The sequence below is a fragment of the Stenotrophomonas sp. Ste86 genome (assembly GCF_024519465.1).
Classification (GTDB): domain Bacteria; phylum Pseudomonadota; class Gammaproteobacteria; order Xanthomonadales; family Xanthomonadaceae; genus Stenotrophomonas.
Genome location: NZ_JALJRW010000002.1, coordinates 281,878 through 301,230 on the forward strand (window position 1 = coordinate 281,878; position 19,353 = coordinate 301,230).

Genomic DNA, 19,353 nt, shown 5'->3' on the forward strand with positions numbered 1-19,353 from the left:
CTCGCCGGCGCGCGCCGCTTCCACTGCCGCGTTGAGCGCCAGGATGTTGGTCTGGAAGGCGATGCCGTCAATGACGGAGATGATCTCGGCGATGCGCCTGGAGCTGGTTTCGATCGCGCTCATGGTCGTCACCACCTGGCCGACCACCTCACCGCCCTGCGAGGCCACGCTGTGCGCGCCGATGGCCAGCTGGTTGGCCTGGCGGGCGTGCTCGGCGTTCTGGCGCACGGTGGAGGTCAGTTCCTCCATCGAGGCGGCGGTCTCTTCCAGGTTGGCGGCCTGCTGCTCGGTCCGACGCGACAGGTCGCTGTTGCCGCTGGCGATCTCCCCGGCGGCCTGGGTGATGCTGCCGGCCGCGCCCTGGATCTGGCCGACGATCTGGGTGAGCTGGGCGACGGTGGCGTTGGCGTCGTCGCGCATGCTGGCGAACACGCCCTGGAAGTCGCCGTGCATGCGCACGGTGAGGTCACCTTCGGCGATGCCCGACAGCAGCTGCGAGAGCTTGCCGAGGTTGTCGTCGCTGACCTGCATCATCGCGTTGAGGTTGCCGATCATCAGGCGGAAGTCGTGATCGAAGCGGGTGGCATCGCCGCGCTGGCTGAAGTCGCCGGCAGCGGCAGCGCCGGCCAGGCGCTTGATCTCGTCGTTGATGCTGCCCAGGTTGCGCTTGACGGTATCGACGGTGGCGGTGATTTCCGCCTTCTCGCCCGGGTAGCGGGCGATGTCGGCGTGCAGGTCGCCCACGGCGTAGCGCTGCACCACCTGCAGGACGTCGTCCATGGTCTGCACGTGCGCGCCGACCAGCGCGTTGGTTTCATGCACCATCAGGCCGTATTCGCCGGGGAAGGCGCTTTCGTCCATACGGAAGCGGGTCTGGCCGGCCTCGTGCTGGCTGGCCATGTCGCGCTGGCCGCTGATGACCGCGTGCAGCTGTTTCTGCATCCGGCCCATGCTTTCGAGCAGGCGGCCGGGTTCGTCGTGGGCCTGGGCGCCGATGCGGCTGTCCAGCTTGCCGGCGGCGATGCTCTCGGCCACGTGGGTGGCCTGGCGCAGGGGCAGGGTGATGCGGTTGCCGATGAGCCAGCTCAGCGCCAGCACGATCAGAACCACGACGCCGCCGCTGACGGTCATGATGGCGGTGAAGACCAAGGCCTGCTTCTGCACGTCTTCCATGTAGACGCCGCTGCTGATCACCCACTGCCACGGCTTGTACAGGCCTGCGTAGGAGGACTTGTCATAGAGCCCGTCGGCGCCGGCCTTGGCCCACTTGTAGGAGATCACGCCGCCGCCCTGGCCTGCGACCTGGACCAGGTCATGGAACAGCCGCACGCCGTCTTCGGAGCGGAAGTCCTTCATGTCCTTGCCGATCAGGTCCTTGCGGAACGGATGCATGAGCACGTGGTAGCCGGTGTCGTAGACGCTGTAGTAGTAGGCATCGTTGTCGGCGCGCATGCGCTCGATGGCTTCCAGCGCGGCCTTCTTCGCTGCCGCGTCATCCAGCTCGCCGGTTTCGGCCAGGCGGTGGTAATGGTCCAGGATGCCGTAGGTCAGTTCGACCTGGATCTTCAGGCTGTCCTTGCGGGTGTCGGTGAGGTCCAGGTACTGCATGCGGGCAGCGATCACGGCCAGGGCGATCACGCCGACGGCAATCAATGCGGTAAGCAGGTTGAGCTTGCGCCTGACGGACAGGTTGGAGAAATACTGGTTCCAGCGGCTGATCAGATTCATGTGCAGGGCGTCTTGGGTCGACAATCGTGTCGAGGCAATGCTGTTATCGGCCGGGGAGCGCGCTGATTGAGGTGCAGTGACTGAGCGTATTCAGATTGAAGTGGGTGGCGCGTGGTAGAGCCACCCCATGGGTGGCTGCGAACGGTGCCCGGAAGGAAGAGCAGCCACGCATGGCGTGGCTCTACCCGGTGTGTGGGTTGCGTTGGTAGAGCCACCCCACGGGTGGCTGCGTGCGGCGCCCGGAGGAAGAGCAGCCACGCATGGCGTGGCGCTACCTGGGGGTCAACAAAAAGGCCCCGATGGGTATCGGGGCCTTCTGCCGTGCCGGTTTACAGTCCGCTGGCGGCCTTAGAACTCCTGCCAGTCGCCGTCGGCCAGTTCGGTGGCAACCGGGCGGGCGGCAGGGCGGCGGGCCGGTGCCGGTGCGGCGGCAACTTGGCGCACCGGGGCGCGCGAGGCTGGCGGGGCGAACGCCACCGGTGCCACCACGTCCTGCGCGTCGAGGGTGAAGATCGACACCGCATCGCTGAGGTGGCCGGCCTGCTCTTCCATCGAGCGGGCGGCGGCAGTGGCTTCTTCCACCAGCGCGGCGTTCTGCTGGGTGGTTTCATCCATCTGCACGACGGTCTGGTTGACCTGCTCGATGCCGGCGGACTGTTCCTGCGAGGCTGCGGAGATCTCGGCCATGATGTCGGTCACGCGCTGCACCGAGGCAACGATTTCGCCCATGGTCGCGCCGGCCTTGTGCACCAGCGCCGAGCCGTCGTTGACCTTGCCGACCGAGTCGTCGATGAGGCCCTTGATCTCCTTGGCGGCACCGGCCGAACGCTGGGCCAGGGTGCGCACTTCGGAGGCGACCACCGCAAAGCCGCGGCCCTGTTCGCCGGCGCGCGCCGCTTCCACTGCCGCGTTGAGCGCCAGGATGTTGGTCTGGAAGGCGATGCCGTCGATGACCGAGATGATCTCGGCGATCTTCTTGGACGAGGTCTGGATCGCGCTCATGGTGGTGACCACCTGGCCGACCACGTCACCGCCCTGGCTGGCAACGGTGTGCGCGCCGATGGCCAGCTGGTTGGCCTGGCGGGCATGCTCGGCGTTCTGCCGCACGGTGGAGGTGAGCTCCTCCATCGAGGCGGCGGTTTCTTCCAGGTTGGCGGCCTGCTGCTCGGTGCGGCGGGAGAGGTCGCTGTTGCCGGTGGCGATCTCGCTGGCGGCCGAGCTGATGGCCTGGCTGGAGTGCTTGATCCTGGTAACGATGCCGCTGAGCTGTTCGGCGGTGGCGTTGGCATCGTCGCGCATGGTGGCGAACACGCCCTGGAAATCGCCGTGCATGCGCACGGTCAGGTCGCCCTGCGACAGCGCGGTGAGCAGGCCGGAGATCTGTTCGATGCTGGCCGCGTTGGCGTCCAGCAGGCCGTTGATCTGCTGTGCCAGCTGCAGGAAGAAGCCTTCCTTGCCTTCGGCGACGATGCGGCCGGACAGGTCGCCGGCAGCGGCCTGGGCGATCACGCGTGCCACTTCGGCCTCGACCAGCGCTTCGGGGGTACGGTCACGCCATTCCACGACGTGGCCGACGCTCTCGCCTTCTTCGTTGCGGATGGTCGAGACCACCTGGGCGAACTGGGCATCACCGAACTGCATCGCGCGACGGGCCACGCCATGCTGCTTGAGGTTGGCCAGCAGGCTGGCATCCATTTCGCCGCGATGCTCCAGCACGGTGAGCGGACGACCGACCAGCGAGGCGCCCGCGTCGAACTCGGGCAGGTGCTTGCGCAGCTCGTCCTGGTACTGGGACAGGCTCTGCTCCAGGGCGCGGTTGGCGTAGACGATGTTGAGCTGGTTGTCGGTCAGGTACACGCCGGTGGAGCTGTAATCCAGCGCGGTGCGGATACGCAGGTTCTCGCGGGCGATGGCCTGGTCGGTCTCGGTGCGCTCGCGCAGGTCGCGCTGCATGCGCTGCATGGCCTGCATCAGGTCACCGACTTCATCCTTGCGGCTGACGTCGATGTGGCCATCGAGCTTGCCGCTGGCGACATCGTTGGCCACCGACACGGCGCCGCGCATGCTGCCCACCAGCGAACGGGCGAACAGGAACACCAGCACCAGGCCCAGGCCGGCGCCGCCGAGCAGGGCGATGACGGTCAGGGTGGCAGAGGCGGCGTAGGTGGACTCGGCTTCCTCGCGCGAGGCGCGGGCCAGCCGGTTGTCTTCGGCGATCAGTGCTTCGAGCGCGGACGAGGCCTTCTGGTGCTTGCTGCGGGTCTCGCCGACGAAGGTGTCGATGGCATCGTCGGGCAGGTCCAGCTCCAGCATTTCGCTGACCGCATCGTAGGAAACCAGCGAGTCTTTCCAATCCTTGGCGAAGGTGTCAAACAGCTTCTTCTGCTGGGGATTGTCGATCAGTTCGGGGTATTTCTTGATGGCCAGGTCGATCTTGCCGCGCAGGTCGGCGGCACGGGTCTTGGCTTCGGCCTTGACGTCTGCGCTGGCGCGGATGAGGCCCTGGTAGGCCGAGTTGCGGTATTCGCCGACCATGCCGCGGATTTCACCGGCAGTACGGATGCTTTCCATCCGGTGGCCCGCCAGTTCGGTGGTGACGTTGTTGAGTGAGTACAAGCCACGATAGGCCACGATGCCCTGCAGCAGCATCACCAGCAGGAGGACGCCGAAAGTCAGCATCAACTTCGGCATCAGTTTGAGGTTGTTGATCCAGGGCATGGGCGGTGCGATCTCCAAGGGCAAACGCGTCCGGGCATCGTGCCCGGTTGCAGCGACCACGCCGGACGGTGCCGGCGTGGCATGGCGTACAGCGGATTACTTGATGTTGGCGAGCTTGAGGCCGGCCGGCGAGCTGACTTCGATTTCAGCGCGCGATGCGTCACGGGCGATCTTGCCGATCACGCAGACGGTTTTGCCTTCCAGGCTTTCCAGCGGGAAGCTGAACTTGCCTCGGTTGGCGCCGGCGATGCGGGCCGAGAAGGTGTGGCGCGGGAAGGCGCCGCCCATGTACAGGAAGGTCGGCTGGCCTTCGGAACCTTCGGCGTAGCGGGCCTTTTCGACCTTGCCGCAGACCATGCCGTCCTTGCCGACCGAGCGCGGTGCCATCTCCGGCGGGATCATTTCAGCCGACTGGGCGAAAGCGGACGAGGCGGAGGTGGCGAGAACGGCAACCGAGAACAGCGCAAGCAGGGACTTCATCGGGAAAAATCTCCGGGGAAAATGGACGAATTGGCCCGGCCTTGGGCAGCCCTACACAGCCGGGTCCTGAAGCAGCTATCGGCCGTCCTGGACGGAACTGAAGAACTTTTTTCACCCCGCGTCCACGCGGTGGTGAGCGGAACGGGCACGATCAGGCAGCAGCGTCTTCGACGTGGCTGGGCTGGCCCATGTCGGCGCTGTCGAGCAGGGTTTCGATATCCAGCAGGATCAGCATGCGATCGTCCTGGGTGCCGATGCCGGAAATGAAGCGGGTATCGACGGCGGCGCCAAACTCGGGGGTGGGGCGGATCTGGTCGGCGCTGAGCGGGATGACGTCGGAGACGCTGTCCACGACGATGCCGACCACGCGGTCTTCGACGTTGAGCACGATCATGACGGTGAAGGCATCGTAGGTGGCCTTTTCCAGGCGCAGCTTCAGGCGCAGGTCGATGACCGGGACGATGGTGCCGCGCAGGTTGATGACGCCCTTGATGTAATCCGGTGCGTCGGGAACGCGGGTGACCGAGTCGTAGCCGCGGATTTCCTGCACCTTGAGGATATCCACGCCGTAGTGCTCGGCGCCGAGGGTGAAGCTGAGGTACTCACCACCGCTGCTGGCGGCATTTAGGTTGCTGTCGTTCATCGAAGGAATCCTGGGTCGGGCGTGGCGGTAGAAAAACCGGGCGTCACGCTGGATATCGGCCTGGATGGGGGCGACTTTAGAGGGGGTGTGGCGAGCGAGGTCCAGCGATTCGCTGCTGACGCGCGGCGCCCGCCCTGACACCTTGCCGCGACCGGATGGGAGAAGCCGCCCCGATGATTGGGGGAGGGTAGTGCCGAGCCATGCTCGGCACCTCAACCAAACCCCCCATCCGCCGCGTGCTCTTGATCTCAACGCGGCGAAAGCGATCTCTCGAAGGCCGGTACGGGTGGGTTGGCGGGACCGTCATGCGCCATGGATGGCGTATGCGAGCTTACAGGGGTGAAGGCGCATTGCTTGCGAGGCACTGCCTCGCATACGACTGAACGGACAGCCGCCAGCGGCTGGACCGGGCCGCGGAGCGGGACTTGCAGCGTGTCCCGCCAACCCACCCGTACCGACCCAGCGCGACACAATCGCACCGCTGCTTGGCCGTTGCCGTTGCCGTTGCCGCTGGCAAAAAACCAACCACTCAACTCTCCCCGTTCTTGCGCGCACTGCGCTGCCGGTCGATGCGGAAGATATAGCGCTGGATCGCGCTGTCCCCACCGCGCGGCAGGTTGTCAAAGCGCATCCCCACGCGCTTCATCTCCACCCCGTTGGGCAGCTTCACCGCCAGCTGGTTGCAGACGATCAACGACACCTCCAGCGGACCGCTGTCGGGCATGTCCAGCCGCGCCTGGTAGCGCTTCTGCATCGAAAACACATTGCAGTCCGGCGGCACCGTCACCGCCAGGCCACCGCCGCTGATGTCCACCACCCGCAGGTGCAGCGCCTCGCTGCGATCCTCGTTGACCGGAAAACGCACGTGCGGCGAATCGGTGATCGGCGTCTCCAGCCGGTACAGCTCACGCCGCTGCAGATGCACCAGCTCACTGGGGAAGGCCACCCGGAAGGCCACATGGCCGCTGCCGCCGGTCCGTTCAAGATGATCCAGCCGGAACCGCACCATCACCCGGTCCAGCTGTGCAAAACACAGCAGATGCCCGGCCTCTTCGGCCGCCCGGTTGGCGGGCTCGGACGGACTGCCGTCCAGCAATAGCCAATCCTCGTCCTCGTCCAGCTCCAGGATCGCCGTCGGGAAGGACTGGTCGCGGCCGCCCAGGTGCGCGTTGATCAGCGAACGCTGGTCGATCAGCGCCTGCAACAACTGGCGGATCTGCCGGGGATTGCGGACCAGGTAACGATCATCCGTGCCGTCATCGTGGGCGGCATGGGTTCCGTCGTGTGCGTCAAGGCTGCCTTCGGACATGGACTCTTGCTGTGTTGGGCGGGCGCCGTCGGCGAAGATTGCCGGGGCTCTGTCCGTTTATCGGCAGTAGTTCACGTTTATGTAGGGGGAATTGTGAGCGGTCCGACTGCGCTGTCCGGCCAGGGCGGCATCAGTCGCACCGTGACGCGGTATGTCGGCGTGCAAAACGACGACACCCCGCCGGAGCGGGGTGTCGTGGGCATCACGCAAACCAACGGCAGACCATCAGAACTCCTGCCAGTCGCCTTCGTTGGCCAGCACCGGCTCGCGTACCGCCGTGCGACGCACCGGGGCGGCTGCCTGGCGGGGGCGCGGTACGGCGGCGGCCGGGGCACGGGCGGCCACGACTGCCGCGCTGGCCGACGGCGCGGACTGGCCGTCCAGCTTGAACAGCGACACCGCGTCGGTGAGGTGGCCGGCCTGCTCTTCCATCGAGCGCGCGGCGGCGGTGGCTTCTTCGACCAGGGCCGCGTTCTGCTGGGTGGTCTCGTCCATCTGGGTGATGGTCTGGTTGACCTGTTCGATGCCCGCCGACTGCTCCTGCGAGGCCGCCGAAATCTCGGCCATGATGTCGGTCACCCGCTGCACCGAGGCGACGATCTCGCCCATCGTTTGGCCGGCCTGGTTGACCAGTGCCGAGCCCTCGGCGACCTTGCCGACCGATTCATCGATCAGGCCCTTGATCTCCTTGGCGGCGCTGGCCGAGCGCTGTGCCAGGGTGCGCACTTCCGAGGCCACCACGGCAAAGCCACGACCCTGTTCGCCGGCACGTGCCGCTTCCACCGCGGCGTTCAGCGCCAGGATGTTGGTCTGGAAGGCGATGCCGTCGATGACGGTGATGATGTCGGCGATACGACGCGAGGACGCATCGATTTCATGCATGGTGCTGACCACGCGGCCGACCACTTCGCCACCCTGCGAGGCCACGCCATGCGCGCCGATCGCCAGCTGGTTGGCCTGACGGGCGTGCTCGGCGTTCTGGCGCACGGTGGAGGTGAGCTCCTCCATCGAGGCGGCGGTCTCTTCCAGGTTGGCGGCCTGCTGCTCGGTGCGACGCGACAGGTCGTTGTTGCCCGAGGCGATCTCGCCGGCCGCCGTGCTGATACTCGAGGAGGCCTGCTGGATGCGACCGACGATCTGGGTCAACTGGGCGACGGTGGAGTTCGCGTCGTCGCGCATGCTGGCGAACACGCCGTGGAACTGGCCCTGCATGCGTGCGGTCAGGTCGCCATTGGCAATCGCCTGCAGCAGGTGCGAGAGCTGGGACAGGTTGCCGTCGGCCACTTCCATCATGGTGTTGAGGTGTTCGATCATCACCCGGAAATCGTGATCGAAGCGCAGCGCATCGCCACGCTGGCTGAAATCGCCCGCGGCTGCCGCCTGGGCCAGCGACTGGATCTGGGTGTTGATCGCCAGCAGGCTGGCCTTGGCCGCGTCCATCGATTCGTGCAGGATCGCGCGGCTGCCCGGCAGGCGGCGCGCATTCTGCGACAGGTCGCCGGCCGCGTACTGGTTGAGTACGGCGATGGCGTCCTTGATCGCGTCCAGGTGGTCGAACACTACCGTGTTGGTGCCCACCGCCAGTTCGCCGTAGACGCCCGGGAAGTCCACCGGCATGCGGTGGGAGATGTCCGGGCCGGCGTGCATGGCCGACATCTGACGGGTTTCATCCGAGTAGCGGCGCAGCATGCTGGTCATCTCGCCGGTGGCCACCAGCATCTGCCCGACTTCATCGGTACTGGTGGCGCGGGTGCTGACGCTGAGATCGCCCCGGGCGACCGATTTGATGGCATGCACGGCCTGCGACAGCGGACGGGTGATCACGCGCGAGATGACGAAGGCCAGGGCGGCGGCAACAAGTGACAGCAGCACCATGCAGGCGATGATCGCGGTCACGCTGGTGCGGTGGGTGGCGTTGGCCGCATCGATGCGGCCGGCCATGAGGCTGTTGCTGTATATGCCGAGCGCTTTGAGATCCTCGAACAGTTGGCGCCGCGCCGGACGCGATTTGTTGTCGGAGATGTCGCGGGCGGCGGCGGCGTCGCCAGCGGCCACGGCAGCGCGCAGGTCGGTGTTGGCGCGGAAGTAGGCGTCGGTGTCGGTGGCGACCTTGGCATACAACGCACGCTCGCGATCATTGGCCGGCAGTGCGGCATAGGCGGCCAGCTCATCGCGGACCAGCTTGGCCGAGTCGTCCATGCGCTTGTTGTAGTCGGCGATCTTGTCCGGCTGGTCGAGCATGCTGACCTGGGCCAGTTCGTAGGTGCGGAACTCCCCAAGCACCGCGCGCGCTTCGCCCAGGTGCTGAAGGGTTGGGATGTTGTTGCCGGCCATGGCGGCCAGTTCTGCATTGGCGCCGTTGAGGCGGACCAGGGCGAATACGCCCAGGATGACGGTCATCAGGGTCGTGAGCGTGAACCCCACCGCCAGCTTTCGGGCGATGGGCAGATTGTGGAACCACTTCATGGTGTGAACTCCGGGCAGGGCGGTGGCGCACAGCCGTGGGGTGCTGGGCGAAAGGCGTTGCGAGTGCGGATGGGGCGGGGCCGCGTGACGATGGCGTCATCGCTCTCTCGGGATAACGGCGCTGGGCGGTCCTAACTTGAGTGTTCCATGTCACATTTTTTCTGAAAGCGACCCACCGCAGATCCCGCCGCGTTGGTTGCAGAAGCAAGCAATGGCAAGGTTTCCGCTTGAGGCGCACACATTGCGCGTCAGTACGCCCGCGTATCGGGAAAGTTCGAGGTCACAGTTTTAAAAGGGGCGCGAATGCGGCCCATAACCCCGTGGTGCCGACCGCTGGACGGCAGCACGTAACGCCGGAACGGCCTGATGTATTGGCGTGGGAAGGAATGCGAGGAGCCGGCCAGCGGCCGGCACTACCGGAGCCGCGGGGTCGGCAGACGTAGCCTGCGCTGCATGACCACACGCCCCGGTGGTGCCGACCGCTGGCCGGCAGCACGTAACATTGGAACGGCCTGATGTACCGGCGTGGGAGAGAATGCGAGGAGCCGGCCAGCGGCCGGCACTACCGGAGCCGCGGGATCGGCAGACATAGCTTGCGCTGCATGACCACACGCCCCGGTAGTGCCGGCCGCTGGCGGGCAGCGCGTAACGCCGGAACGGCCTGGTGTATCGGCGTGGGAAGGAATGCGAGGAGCCGGCCAGCGGCCGGCACTACCGGAGCCGCGGGGTCGGCAGACGTAGCCCGCGATGCATGGCCACACGCCCCGGTAGTGCCGGCCGCTGGCCGGCAGCACGTAACATTGGAACGGCCTGATGTATCGGCGCAGGAGAGAATGCGAGGAGCCGGCCAGCGGCCGGCACTACCGGTTCCGCAGGTCATGGTGAGCCGCAGGACGCGCGCCCGAGGCCGCCGAACCCACGGACGAAGCGCCCCCGCGGGTAGCGGGGGCGCGTCGACAGGCGGGGGTGTTGGGTGCGGGTAAGCCGGGGCCCGCGGTTTGCAGCGCACACCGTGGGGATGTTTCGCGACTGCGAAAGATCACGCCGCCTGCGGCACCCGCAGCGAGCGCACCAGGCCGCCGATGTCCACGATCAGCGACACCCGGCCATCGCCGAGGATGGTGGCGCCGGACACGCCGCTGATGCGGCGGTAGTTGTTTTCGATGTTCTTGACCACGACCTGCTGCTGGCCGACCAGTTCGTCCACTTCCAGCGCGATCTTCTGGCCATCGCCTTCGACCACCACCACCAGCGAGTCGTCCTTGGTGCGGGCGCCGAAGCCGTAGTACTCGCTCAGCGAGAGGATCGGCAGGTACTCACCACGCACGCGCAGCACGCGGCCTTCGCCGGCCATGGTGCGCACGTCCTCAGGCTGCGGCTGCAGCGCTTCGAGCACGTAGGCCAGCGGCAGGATCACCGTTTCACCGGCCACCGCCACGGTCATGCCGTCGAGGATGGCCAGGGTCAGCGGCAGCCGGATCAGCACGCGGGTGCCGTTGCCGGCCTTGCTTTCCAGCTGCACTTCGCCGCCCAGCGCCTGGATGTTGCGGCGGACCACGTCCATGCCCACGCCACGGCCGGACAGATCGGTGACGGCATCGGCGGTGGAGAAGCCCGGCTGGAAGATCAGGTCCCAGACCTGCGCGTCGGTGGGGTTGTCGGGCACGCTCAGGCCGCGTTCGAGCGCCTTGGACAGGATCTTTTCGCGGTTGAGGCCGCGGCCGTCGTCGCTGACTTCGATCACGATGTGGCCGCCCTGGTGCGAGGCCGCCAGGGTGATGGTGCCGGTTTCGTCCTTGCCCGCATCGCGACGGACGTCGGGCATTTCCAGGCCGTGGTCGATCGAGTTGCGCACCAGGTGGACCAGCGGATCGGCGATCTTTTCGATCAGGCCCTTGTCCAGCTCGGTGCCTTCGCCGATGGTGCGCAGGCGCACCTGCTTGCCCAGCCGCGAGGAGAGATCGCGGACCAGGCGCGGGAAGCGGCGGAACACCGCATCCACCGGCAGCATGCGCACGCCGATCACCGCTTCCTGCAGGTCGCGGGTGTTGCGTTCGAGCAGGTCCAGGCCGGCGAACAGCTGTTCGGCGTGCACCGGGTCCAGTGCATGCGAGACCTGCTTGAGCATGGCTTGGGTGATGACCAGTTCGCCGACCAGGTTGATCAGTGCGTCGACCTTTTCCACCGCGACGCGGATCGAGGTTTCCGCTTCGTGCGCGGCGGCCGCCGGCGCGCCGGGCGCAGGAGCGGCAGCAGACGCAACGGGTGACGCCGCTACCGGGGCAGCCGGTGCGCTGGTGGCCAGGCTGGGCGGTGCGGCCGGACGGATGTCCAGTTCGCAGTCGTCCACGACCCAGGCGAAGGTGTCTTCAATCTTGCTGCGCGGCACCTTGCCGACCAGGCCGAGGTCCCACGCCAGGTGCGCTTCGAGCGGGTCGAGCTGGTCGAAGCCGGGCAGGCGCTCCATGCGCGCGGCGACCTGCAGCGAGCCCAGGTGTTCGAGTTCGCGGATGATGCGCAGTGGGTCGTTGCCGCTCATGAACAGCGACGGCGAGGGAACAAAGCCGATCTGCCATGCTTCGGGCGTGTCGTCGACCTTGGCCGCCGCGACCGGGGCACTGGCGGCGGCCTGGCCGGACAGCACCGCTTCCAGGCGCGCCTTGATCGCCGCCACCGCCTGCGGGTCGGCCGGCTGGCCGTGTTCGGCTTCGCGCAGCAGGGCGCGCAGCACGTCCACCGAGGACAGCATCGCATCCACGGCGGTGGCTTCGAGTGCGCGCTTGCCGGCGCGCAGTTCGTCCAGCAGCGTTTCCAGCACGTGGGTGAGCGCGGCGATCGCGTCGAAGCCGAAGGTGCCGGCGCCGCCCTTGATCGAGTGCGCGGCGCGGAACACCGAGTTGATGATTTCCGGGTCCTGCTGGCCCGATTCGAGCGCCAGCAGGCCAGCCTCCATCGCATCCAGCCCCTCGCGGCTTTCTTCAAAGAACGTGGCGTGGAAACGTTGCAGATCCATGCTCATGATGCGTGGGGTCCGGTTGCGGGGAAGGGAAGGGTGGGGCGGGACGCGTTGCTGGGCTCAGCCCAGGACTTTCTGCACGGTGGCCACGAGCTGTTCGGGATTGAACGGCTTGACCAGCCAGCCGGTGGCACCGGCGGCCTTGCCTTCGGACTTCTTGTCGGCGGCCGATTCGGTGGTCAGCATCAGCATCGGGATGAACTTGTAGTCCGGCAGCTGGCGCAGCTCGCGGATCAGCGAGATGCCGTCCATGTTGGGCATGTTGACGTCGGTCACCACCGCGTTGAAGCGCTGGCCCTTCGCACGGCCCAGCGCGACGGCACCGTCCTCGGCTTCTTCGACGGAAAAACCGGCCGAGGTGAGGGCGAAAGAGACCATCTGGCGCATCGACGCCGAATCGTCCACCACCAAGATACGTGCGCTCATGCAGCGTTCTCCACAGATTTCAGGTTGTCATGGGTTGCGTCCAGGCCAAGGGCCTGGGTGACGCCGAGCAGTCGCGCGGCGTCACGGAAGGTTGCAGTGCAACCGTCGAATCCGGTCGGGTGGCCTGCCTTGCGGCGGGCGTCGACGAATGCGCACAGGACCTGCATTGCTGCGGTATGGATCCGGCTCACTTCGCTGGCATCCAGCGTCAGTTCGCCGGCCTGGTCCACCAAAGGGGCCAGGCGGGTTTTCAGCTCGGTGCTGGTCTCGATACCGAGATCACCACCCAGGGCCACAATGCTCATCGTTGCTCCGGACAAACGGTTCCGAGGTTTATAACGGCCCAAAGCGGAGAAGCTTTAGGGGGAGGGGCCAAGGGATCTTCAAGGGGGGAGGCAATGGCCGGGTAGAGCCACCCCATGGGTGGTTGGCGCGCCAGCGCGGCGCACCTGTTCGGGCGCCCGCGGGCGTCCTGGCGCCGGATCGGAGAGCAGCCACGCATGGCGTGGCTCTACCGGCGAACAGGTGCCGGCGTAGCGCCGCCCCACAGGATGAAGAGTGCCGAGGTAGAGCCACCCCATGGGTGGCTGCCCAACGGAACGCGGTCAATTCAACAGCTGCGTCGCATCCAGCAGAATCATCGGCTGTGCGGTGACGCGCGCCACGCCGCGGAACAGGTCGTTGGAGATCTGGCAGATGCGCGCGGTGTCCGGCGGTTCGATCTGCGAATCGGTGAGGTTGGCGACATCCTCCACGGCCGAGACACGCAGGCCCATGGTTTCGCCATCCTCTTCGAGCACGACGATGCGGGTACTGGCGTCGTCCTGGGCCGGGCCAGCGCCGAGGTGGATGCCCAGGTCCATCACCGGCACCACCTGGCCGCGCAGGTTCATGATGCCGAGCATGGCCGCAGCGCTACCGCGCAGCGGCAGCAGCGGGACCGGCAGGACCACTTCCTGCACCTTGAGCAGTTCCAGCGCATAGGCCTGGGCGCCACAGCGCAGCCGCAGCCAGCGCGAGGTGCGTTCGGCGGCGCGGCGGTTCTCGCGCGGACTGGAGGCCGGGTTGCGGGCCTGCGCCTGCAGTTCCTGCCAGCTGCCGGGGCGGGTGTGCGCCGGGGCGGGCGCTGCGGCACGGGCGCTTGGGGCGGACATTGGCATCGTCGTCGGCATGGAGCGGGCGGCAGGCAGCGGAGCGGGAGCGGCGATCGGTGCGCGCGTGGGGGCGGGCGCGCTGTCGTGCAGCACCTCGTCCGGCAGGTCGTCCCAGCTGGGGCGGGCGGCGTCGGCAGCGGCTAGAGCAGCCGAGCGTGGCTCGGCTCTACCGGGCGGGCCGAGCGCGGGGTCGTTCATCAGTTCATCGAGCAGCGCGAGGTTGGCCGGGCTGCCGGGCGAGGTGGGTGTTTCGTGAGCGGTCGCGCGGGTATCGACCGGGGGGCCGAGCGCGGGGTCGTTCATCAGTTCGTCGAGCAGCGCGAGGTTGGCCGGGCTGCCGGGCGAGGTCGGTGTTTGGTGAGCGATCGGGCGGGAATCGACCGGGGGGCCGAGCGCAGGGTCGTTCATGAGTTCGTCGAGCAGCGCGAGGTTGGCCGGGCTGCCGGGCGAGGTAGTTCGTCGAGCAGCGCGAGGTTGGCCGGGCTGCCGGGCGAGGTCGGTGTTTGGTGAGCGATCGGGCGGGAATCGACCGGGGGGCCGAGCGCAGGGTCGTTCATGAGTTCGTCGAGCAGCGCGAGGTTGGCCGGGCTGCCGGGCGAGGTCGGTGTTTCGTGAGCGGTCGCGCGGTTATCGACGGGTGGTCCGAGCGCAGGGTCGTTCATCAGTTCGTCGAGCAGCGCGAGGTTGGCCGGGCTGCCGGGCGAGGTGGGGGTTTGGTGAGCGGTCGCGAGGCTCTCGGCCGGTGCGCCTAGGGTGGTGTCGACAGCCGCGTCGCGCATGGCGTCGGCCGCGGGCGCGGTCGAACGGACGAACTCGGCGCTGATCGCCAGCGCGACGCCTGCCGCTTCAGCGCCGTCCTGCGCGACCACCGCGGCCGCCGGGGCGGCGGGCACGTCAGCCGGTGCCGGCGCGGTCGGCACGGCATCGCCGAGCAGCTGCTCCAGGTAGTCGTCGAGCACGCCGGCGGTGTTCATGCCGCGCGCTCCATCTGCAGCGCGTCGTCGGCCAGGATCCATTCCAGCGCGCGGCGGTAGGCGGCCAGGCCGCGACCGGGGTAGTCCTCGGACTGCGGCGGCACGGTAAGGCTGGCGGCGTTGCAGATGCGGGTGTCGACCGGGATCGCGTCCTCCCAGACGCGGTGGCCGTGCTTGTCCTGCATCTGCTTGACCGTTTCATTGCCGGCGCGGGTGCGGCGGTCGAACAGCGTCGGCAGGATCGACATCGGCAGCGTGCGGCGACGCGAGCGTTCCACCATTTCACCGGTGCGGACCATGCCATCCAGCCCGTGCAGGGCCAGTGGCTCGGCCTGGGTGGGGATGATCAGGCGGTCGGCCGCGGCCAAGGCGTTGATCATCAGCAGGCCCAGGGTGGGCGCGCAGTCCAGCAGGATGTAGTCGTGCTGGCCCTGGTGGCGGCCCAGCGCGTTCTGCAGCGCCAGGCCCAGCCCGGGCTGGTTGGCGCTGCGGCGTTCGAGGGTGGCCAGCGCGGCCTGTGCGCAGACGTAGTCCAGGCCGGGGATGTCGCTGCGGTGGCTGAGCGTGGACAGCTCGGCCGGCGGTGCGCCGAACAGTTCCAGCACGCCCTGCGGCGGCGGATCCAGCGGCACGCCGAAGGCGCGGGTGAGCGAGGAATGCGGATCGAGGTCGATCAGCAACACCCGGTGGCCCAGCGTGGCCAGGCCACGGCCGAGGGCCAGGGAGGTGGTGGTCTTGCCCACGCCGCCCTTCTGATTGGCGATTGCCCAGATGCGCATTCGGTTCACTCCTTCATTGCAGGGGGAACGGCGGCGCCAACGCGGCTGCCGGCCGGCACCGGTGGCAACTGCACCGGGGCGAGGGGGGTAAGGGAGGGGGATGCGGCCTTCGGCGCCGGTGCGGACCCGGCGGTCAGTTGCGGGCCGATCGGGTCCACGCCCTGGGCGGTATCGGCCAGGATGATGACCATGACGCGCCGGTTGCGGTTGCGGCCTTCGGCGCTGGCGTTGTCTTCGCGCGGACGGAACTGGCCATAGCCGACCATCGCCAGCCGCGCCGGCTGCAGGCCCTGGTCGGCGAACAGGTGCACCACGCTGGCCGCGCGCCCGGCCGACAGTTCCCAGTTGGAGGGGAACAGCGAGGTGGCGATCGGGATGTTGTCGGTGTGGCCTTCCACGCGCACGCCATTGGGCGCATCGCGCAGCACCTGGGCCAGCGTGGACAGCGTGTCGCGCGCATGCACGTCCAGCGTGGCCGAGCCGGTGGGGAACAGGATGTCGCTGTTGATCTCCACCTCGATCCACAGCTCGGTGCGGCGCACGGTGATCATGCCGCGATCGATCAGCGGGGCCAGCGTGGCGGTGAGTTTGTCGGCGATGGTGTTGAGCTGGCGCTCGGCGCGCTGCAGCTGTTCCTGGTTGCGCACCGATACCGGCATGCGCATCTGCGAGGCCATCGCCGGCAGCAGCGTGGGGTCGTTGGACGGGGCCGGTGCGGACGGGCCGACGCGGTTGCCGGCCTTGATCACCGACGGGCTGTCCCAGCCGCCGCCCTGCACCTGCTGGTTGCCCACCTGCACCGGGTTGATGGTGCGTGGCGCGCCGCCGAAGGCGGTGGTCAGCGCGTCGGCCATGACCCGGTACTTGCCTTCGTTGAGCGAGGAGATGGCGTACATCACCACGAAAAAGGCCAGCAGCAGCGTCATGAGGTCGGCATAGGGAATCGCCCAGGCCTCATGGTTGGCATGCTCTTCGTGGTGCTTGCGACGGGCCATGTCAGTGCAGGAATCCGGACAGGTTGGTTTCGATGTTGCGCGGATTCTCGCCCTGGGCGATGGAGATCAGCCCTTCGATGATCATTTCGCGGTCGCGGCTGTTGTGGTGGATCACGCTCTTGAGCTTGGCCGACACCGGCAGGAACAGCAGGTTGGCCGAGGCGATGCCGTAGATGGTGGCGGTGAATGCCGCGGCGATGCCGTGGCCGAGCTTGCTCGGGTCGGCGAGGTTCTTCATCACCGCGATCAGGCCCAGCACCGCGCCGATGATGCCCAGGGTAGGGGCGTAGATGCCCATGCCCTCGAACACCTTGGAGGCGGCCAGGTCCTGGTGTTCCTGGCTGCTCAGCTCGATTTCCATCATGTGGCGGATGGTCTCCGGCTCCACGCCGTCCACCAGCAGCTGCAGGCCCTTGCGCAGGAACGGGTCGCTCTGTGCGTCGACGTGCGCTTCCAGGCCCAGCAGGCCCTGGCGGCGGGCGATGTTGCTCCACTCGACGATCTGCTTGATCAGGTCGTGGCGGTCGCTGCTGGGCGGCAGGATCACCCAGCGCACGATCTTGAAGGCGTGCTTGAACACCGCCGGGGAGGTGTGCAGCAGGATCGAGGCGATGGTGCCGACAATCACGATCACAAAGGCCGCCGGCGACCACAGCGACGCCAGGCCGGCCCCTTTGAGGATGCTGCCGCCGACCAGTGAGGCCAGGGCGAGGAAAAGTCCAATGAGGCTGAGTCTGTCCATGGGTCCGTTATCGGCTTGTGTGAATGGGACTTGAGACACCGACGGCGGCAGGTGTTGCAGCGGTCACACTTTTATAGGGGTCAGGCGGTCAATCGTGCTGGGTGCGCAACCCGTCCACGTCCAGGATCAGCGACATCCGTCCGTCGCCGATCAGGGTCGCCCCGGCATAGCCGCGCAGCCCGCGCAGTGCCTTGGGCAATGGCTTGATCACCACTTCCTCGCGGCCACGGACCTGGTCCACCACCAGCCCGAAGCGGGCTTCGCCGGCCTGCAGCACCACGATGGTGAGCAGCGGCGAGGCCGCCGGTTCCACCGCCAGCCAATGGCGCAGGTCCACCAGCGGCAGGGTGTGCGACTTGCGGTCCAGCACGGCGCGGCCGTCGAACCAGCCCAGCGAGGTGTTGGGGGCGTGCAGCACCTCCATCACGCGCGCCAGCGGCAGGGCGTAGACGTCTTCGCCGGCCTGTACCAGCAGGGTCGGCAGGATCGCCAGGGTGAGCGGGACGCGGATCATGAAGCGGCTGCCGCGGCCCAGTTCGGACTGGATCTGGATCTGCCCGCTGAGTTCGCGGATGCGCGACTGCACCACGTCCATGCCGACGCCGCGGCCGGAAATGTCGGTCACTTCCTGCTTGGTCGAGAAGCCGGGCAGGAACACCAGGTGCAGGCATTCCTCGCTGCTCAGGCGGGCGGCGGCTTCGGGATCGATCAGGCCCTTTTCGCGGGCCTTCTGGCGCAGCCGTTCCGGATCGATGCCGGCGCCGTCATCCTGCACCTCGATGCTGACGTAGTCGCCTTCCTGCTGCGCCGACAGGCGCACGTGGCCGTTGCGCGGCTTGCCTTGGGCTTCGCGCAGGTCCGGGGTTTCGATGCCGTGGTCGATCGCGTTGCGCACCAGGTGCACCAGCGGATCGGCCAACGCCTCGACCAGGTTGCGGTCCAGTTCGGTTTCCGCGCCGACCAGCTCCAGTTCCACTTCCTTCTTCAGGTTGCGGGCCACGTCACGGGCAACCTTGGGGAAGCGCGAGAACACCTTGCCGACCGGCTGCATGCGGGTACGCATCACCGCTGACTGCAGGCGGGCGGTGGCGATATCCAGCGTGGACACGGCGCGGTCCAGCTCCTCATCGTGCAGGCGCGCGCGCAGGGTCTTGAGGCGGTTGCGCGAGAGCACCAGTTCGCCGATCAGGTTGACGATCGCGTCCAGGCGCTTGGTATCCACGCGCACGGTGTGCTCGGCTTCGGCGACCGGCTTGTTGGCGGCGGGCTTGGCCGCCGGTGCCGGCGCGGCGGCGGGGGCGCGCGGTGCCGGTGGTGCGGCGACAGCGCCGGGCTTGGCGCCGGGGGCGCCGCCGCCGTGCAGCTGGTCGAGCAGCGCTTCGAATTCGTCTTCGCCGATCAGGCCGTCGTCGGTCTTCTTCGGTGGTGTCACCGCCGTCGGTGCGGCGCCGCCGTGCAGGGTGTCCAGCAGGGCTTCGAATTCGTCGTCGGTGATCAGCCCGTCGCCGCCGGGCGCGGCGGCGGCCGGTGCCGGCACCGCCGGGCCGTTGACGTCGAACTGCGCGATCAGCTCCGGCGGTGCATAGCCCGGCTCGGTGCCGGCGGCGACCGAATCGAGCATGGACTGCAGGTAATCCAGCGACTGCTGGGCCGCATCGAAATGATGGGCCTGCAGCACCGCCTTGCCCGAGCGTGCCATGCCCAGGGTTTCCTCGGCGGCGTGGCACAGCTCGACCATGGCCTGGATGCCGAGGAAGCCGGCACCGCCCTTGAGCGTGTGGAAACCGCGGAACACCGCGTTGAGCTGGTCACTGTCCTGGGGCGACTGCTCCAGCGACACCAGCTGTTCGCCGAGGCGATCCAGGATTTCCTGGGCCTCGAGGATGAAATCGGCAGCAATATCGTCTGGAACAGCACTCATGG

General features: G+C 67.6%; 14 protein-coding genes and 1 pseudogene. All 15 read right to left on the reverse strand.

The window, feature by feature from the left end; translation table 11 throughout:
- Window positions 1-1,728: cache domain-containing protein (locus tag NR101_RS03525; RefSeq protein ID WP_256777702.1), on the reverse strand; the 1,728-nt coding region annotated here is incomplete at its 3' end.
- Window positions 1,729-2,076: 348 nt separating this feature from the next.
- Complete coding sequence (locus NR101_RS03530; protein ID WP_256777703.1) at window positions 2,077-4,446, reverse strand: methyl-accepting chemotaxis protein; 2,370 nt, start codon at window positions 4,444-4,446, stop codon at window positions 2,077-2,079.
- A 96-nt stretch (window positions 4,447-4,542) separates the two neighbouring features.
- Window positions 4,543-4,926, reverse strand: coding sequence for a hypothetical protein (locus NR101_RS03535; protein WP_256777578.1), 384 nt, complete (start codon window positions 4,924-4,926; stop codon window positions 4,543-4,545).
- Between the two features lie 151 nt (window positions 4,927-5,077).
- The gene (locus NR101_RS03540; RefSeq protein WP_256777579.1) at window positions 5,078-5,569 is read right to left on the reverse strand and encodes a chemotaxis protein CheW; all 492 of its coding nucleotides are present in this window, start codon (window positions 5,567-5,569) and stop codon (window positions 5,078-5,080) included.
- A 529-nt stretch (window positions 5,570-6,098) separates the two neighbouring features.
- Window positions 6,099-6,878, reverse strand: coding sequence for a flagellar brake protein (locus NR101_RS03545; RefSeq protein ID WP_256777580.1), 780 nt, complete (start codon window positions 6,876-6,878; stop codon window positions 6,099-6,101).
- 225 nt (window positions 6,879-7,103) lie between these two features.
- Window positions 7,104-9,344, reverse strand: a complete 2,241-nt coding sequence (locus tag NR101_RS03550; RefSeq protein ID WP_256777581.1) for a methyl-accepting chemotaxis protein — start codon at window positions 9,342-9,344, stop codon at window positions 7,104-7,106.
- Between the two features lie 1,039 nt (window positions 9,345-10,383).
- Window positions 10,384-12,363, reverse strand: coding sequence for a chemotaxis protein CheA (locus NR101_RS03555; RefSeq protein ID WP_256777585.1), 1,980 nt, complete (start codon window positions 12,361-12,363; stop codon window positions 10,384-10,386).
- A 57-nt stretch (window positions 12,364-12,420) separates the two neighbouring features.
- A complete protein-coding gene (locus tag NR101_RS03560) occupies window positions 12,421-12,786 on the reverse strand; it encodes a response regulator (protein ID WP_159496673.1) in 366 nt (121 codons plus the stop codon).
- On the reverse strand, window positions 12,783-13,091 hold the full coding sequence (locus NR101_RS03565; protein ID WP_256777586.1) for an STAS domain-containing protein: 309 nt from the start codon (window positions 13,089-13,091) through the stop codon (window positions 12,783-12,785). Before NR101_RS03565 ends, NR101_RS03560 begins: the two co-directional genes overlap by 4 nt.
- Window positions 13,092-13,391: 300 nt before the next feature.
- Complete coding sequence (locus tag NR101_RS03570) at window positions 13,392-14,348, reverse strand: chemotaxis protein CheW (RefSeq protein WP_256777704.1); 957 nt, start codon at window positions 14,346-14,348, stop codon at window positions 13,392-13,394.
- Complete coding sequence (locus NR101_RS03575) at window positions 14,345-14,914, reverse strand: hypothetical protein (protein ID WP_256777705.1); 570 nt, start codon at window positions 14,912-14,914, stop codon at window positions 14,345-14,347. The genes NR101_RS03570 and NR101_RS03575 overlap by 4 nt, the downstream gene beginning before the upstream one ends.
- The gene (locus NR101_RS03580) at window positions 14,911-15,693 is read right to left on the reverse strand and encodes a ParA family protein (RefSeq protein ID WP_256776947.1); all 783 of its coding nucleotides are present in this window, start codon (window positions 15,691-15,693) and stop codon (window positions 14,911-14,913) included. The genes NR101_RS03575 and NR101_RS03580 overlap by 4 nt, the downstream gene beginning before the upstream one ends.
- 107 nt (window positions 15,694-15,800) lie before the next feature.
- A pseudogene (gene motD, locus NR101_RS03585) lies at window positions 15,801-16,688 on the reverse strand (flagellar motor protein MotD); the annotation flags it as partial.
- Between the two features lies 1 nt (window position 16,689).
- Entirely contained in the window at window positions 16,690-17,430 is a 741-nt protein-coding gene (locus NR101_RS03590) for a flagellar motor protein (protein WP_256776949.1), read from the reverse strand.
- Between the two features lie 88 nt (window positions 17,431-17,518).
- Complete coding sequence (locus NR101_RS03595; protein ID WP_256776950.1) at window positions 17,519-19,351, reverse strand: chemotaxis protein CheA; 1,833 nt, start codon at window positions 19,349-19,351, stop codon at window positions 17,519-17,521.
- Window positions 19,352-19,353: the final 2 nt, after the last annotated feature.

What these genes read in the sequence shown, in the direction of transcription:
- NR101_RS03530 (WP_256777703.1), bottom strand. Translation starts at nt 4,446, where the DNA reads ATGCCCTGGATCAACAACCTCAAACTGATGCCGAAGTTGATGCTGACT.
- NR101_RS03535 (WP_256777578.1), bottom strand. Translation starts at nt 4,926, where the DNA reads ATGAAGTCCCTGCTTGCGCTGTTCTCGGTTGCCGTTCTCGCCACCTCC.
- NR101_RS03540 (WP_256777579.1), bottom strand. Translation starts at nt 5,569, where the DNA reads ATGAACGACAGCAACCTAAATGCCGCCAGCAGCGGTGGTGAGTACCTC.
- NR101_RS03545 (WP_256777580.1), bottom strand. Translation starts at nt 6,878, where the DNA reads ATGTCCGAAGGCAGCCTTGACGCACACGACGGAACCCATGCCGCCCAC.
- NR101_RS03550 (WP_256777581.1), bottom strand. Translation starts at nt 9,344, where the DNA reads ATGAAGTGGTTCCACAATCTGCCCATCGCCCGAAAGCTGGCGGTGGGG.
- NR101_RS03555 (WP_256777585.1), bottom strand. Translation starts at nt 12,363, where the DNA reads ATGAGCATGGATCTGCAACGTTTCCACGCCACGTTCTTTGAAGAAAGC.
- NR101_RS03560 (WP_159496673.1), bottom strand. Translation starts at nt 12,786, where the DNA reads ATGAGCGCACGTATCTTGGTGGTGGACGATTCGGCGTCGATGCGCCAG.
- NR101_RS03565 (WP_256777586.1), bottom strand. Translation starts at nt 13,091, where the DNA reads ATGAGCATTGTGGCCCTGGGTGGTGATCTCGGTATCGAGACCAGCACC.
- NR101_RS03570 (WP_256777704.1), bottom strand. Translation starts at nt 14,348, where the DNA reads ATGAACGACCCTGCGCTCGGCCCCCCGGTCGATTCCCGCCCGATCGCT.
- NR101_RS03575 (WP_256777705.1), bottom strand. Translation starts at nt 14,914, where the DNA reads ATGAACACCGCCGGCGTGCTCGACGACTACCTGGAGCAGCTGCTCGGC.
- NR101_RS03580 (WP_256776947.1), bottom strand. Translation starts at nt 15,693, where the DNA reads ATGCGCATCTGGGCAATCGCCAATCAGAAGGGCGGCGTGGGCAAGACC.
- NR101_RS03590 (WP_256776949.1), bottom strand. Translation starts at nt 17,430, where the DNA reads ATGGACAGACTCAGCCTCATTGGACTTTTCCTCGCCCTGGCCTCACTG.
- NR101_RS03595 (WP_256776950.1), bottom strand. Translation starts at nt 19,351, where the DNA reads ATGAGTGCTGTTCCAGACGATATTGCTGCCGATTTCATCCTCGAGGCC.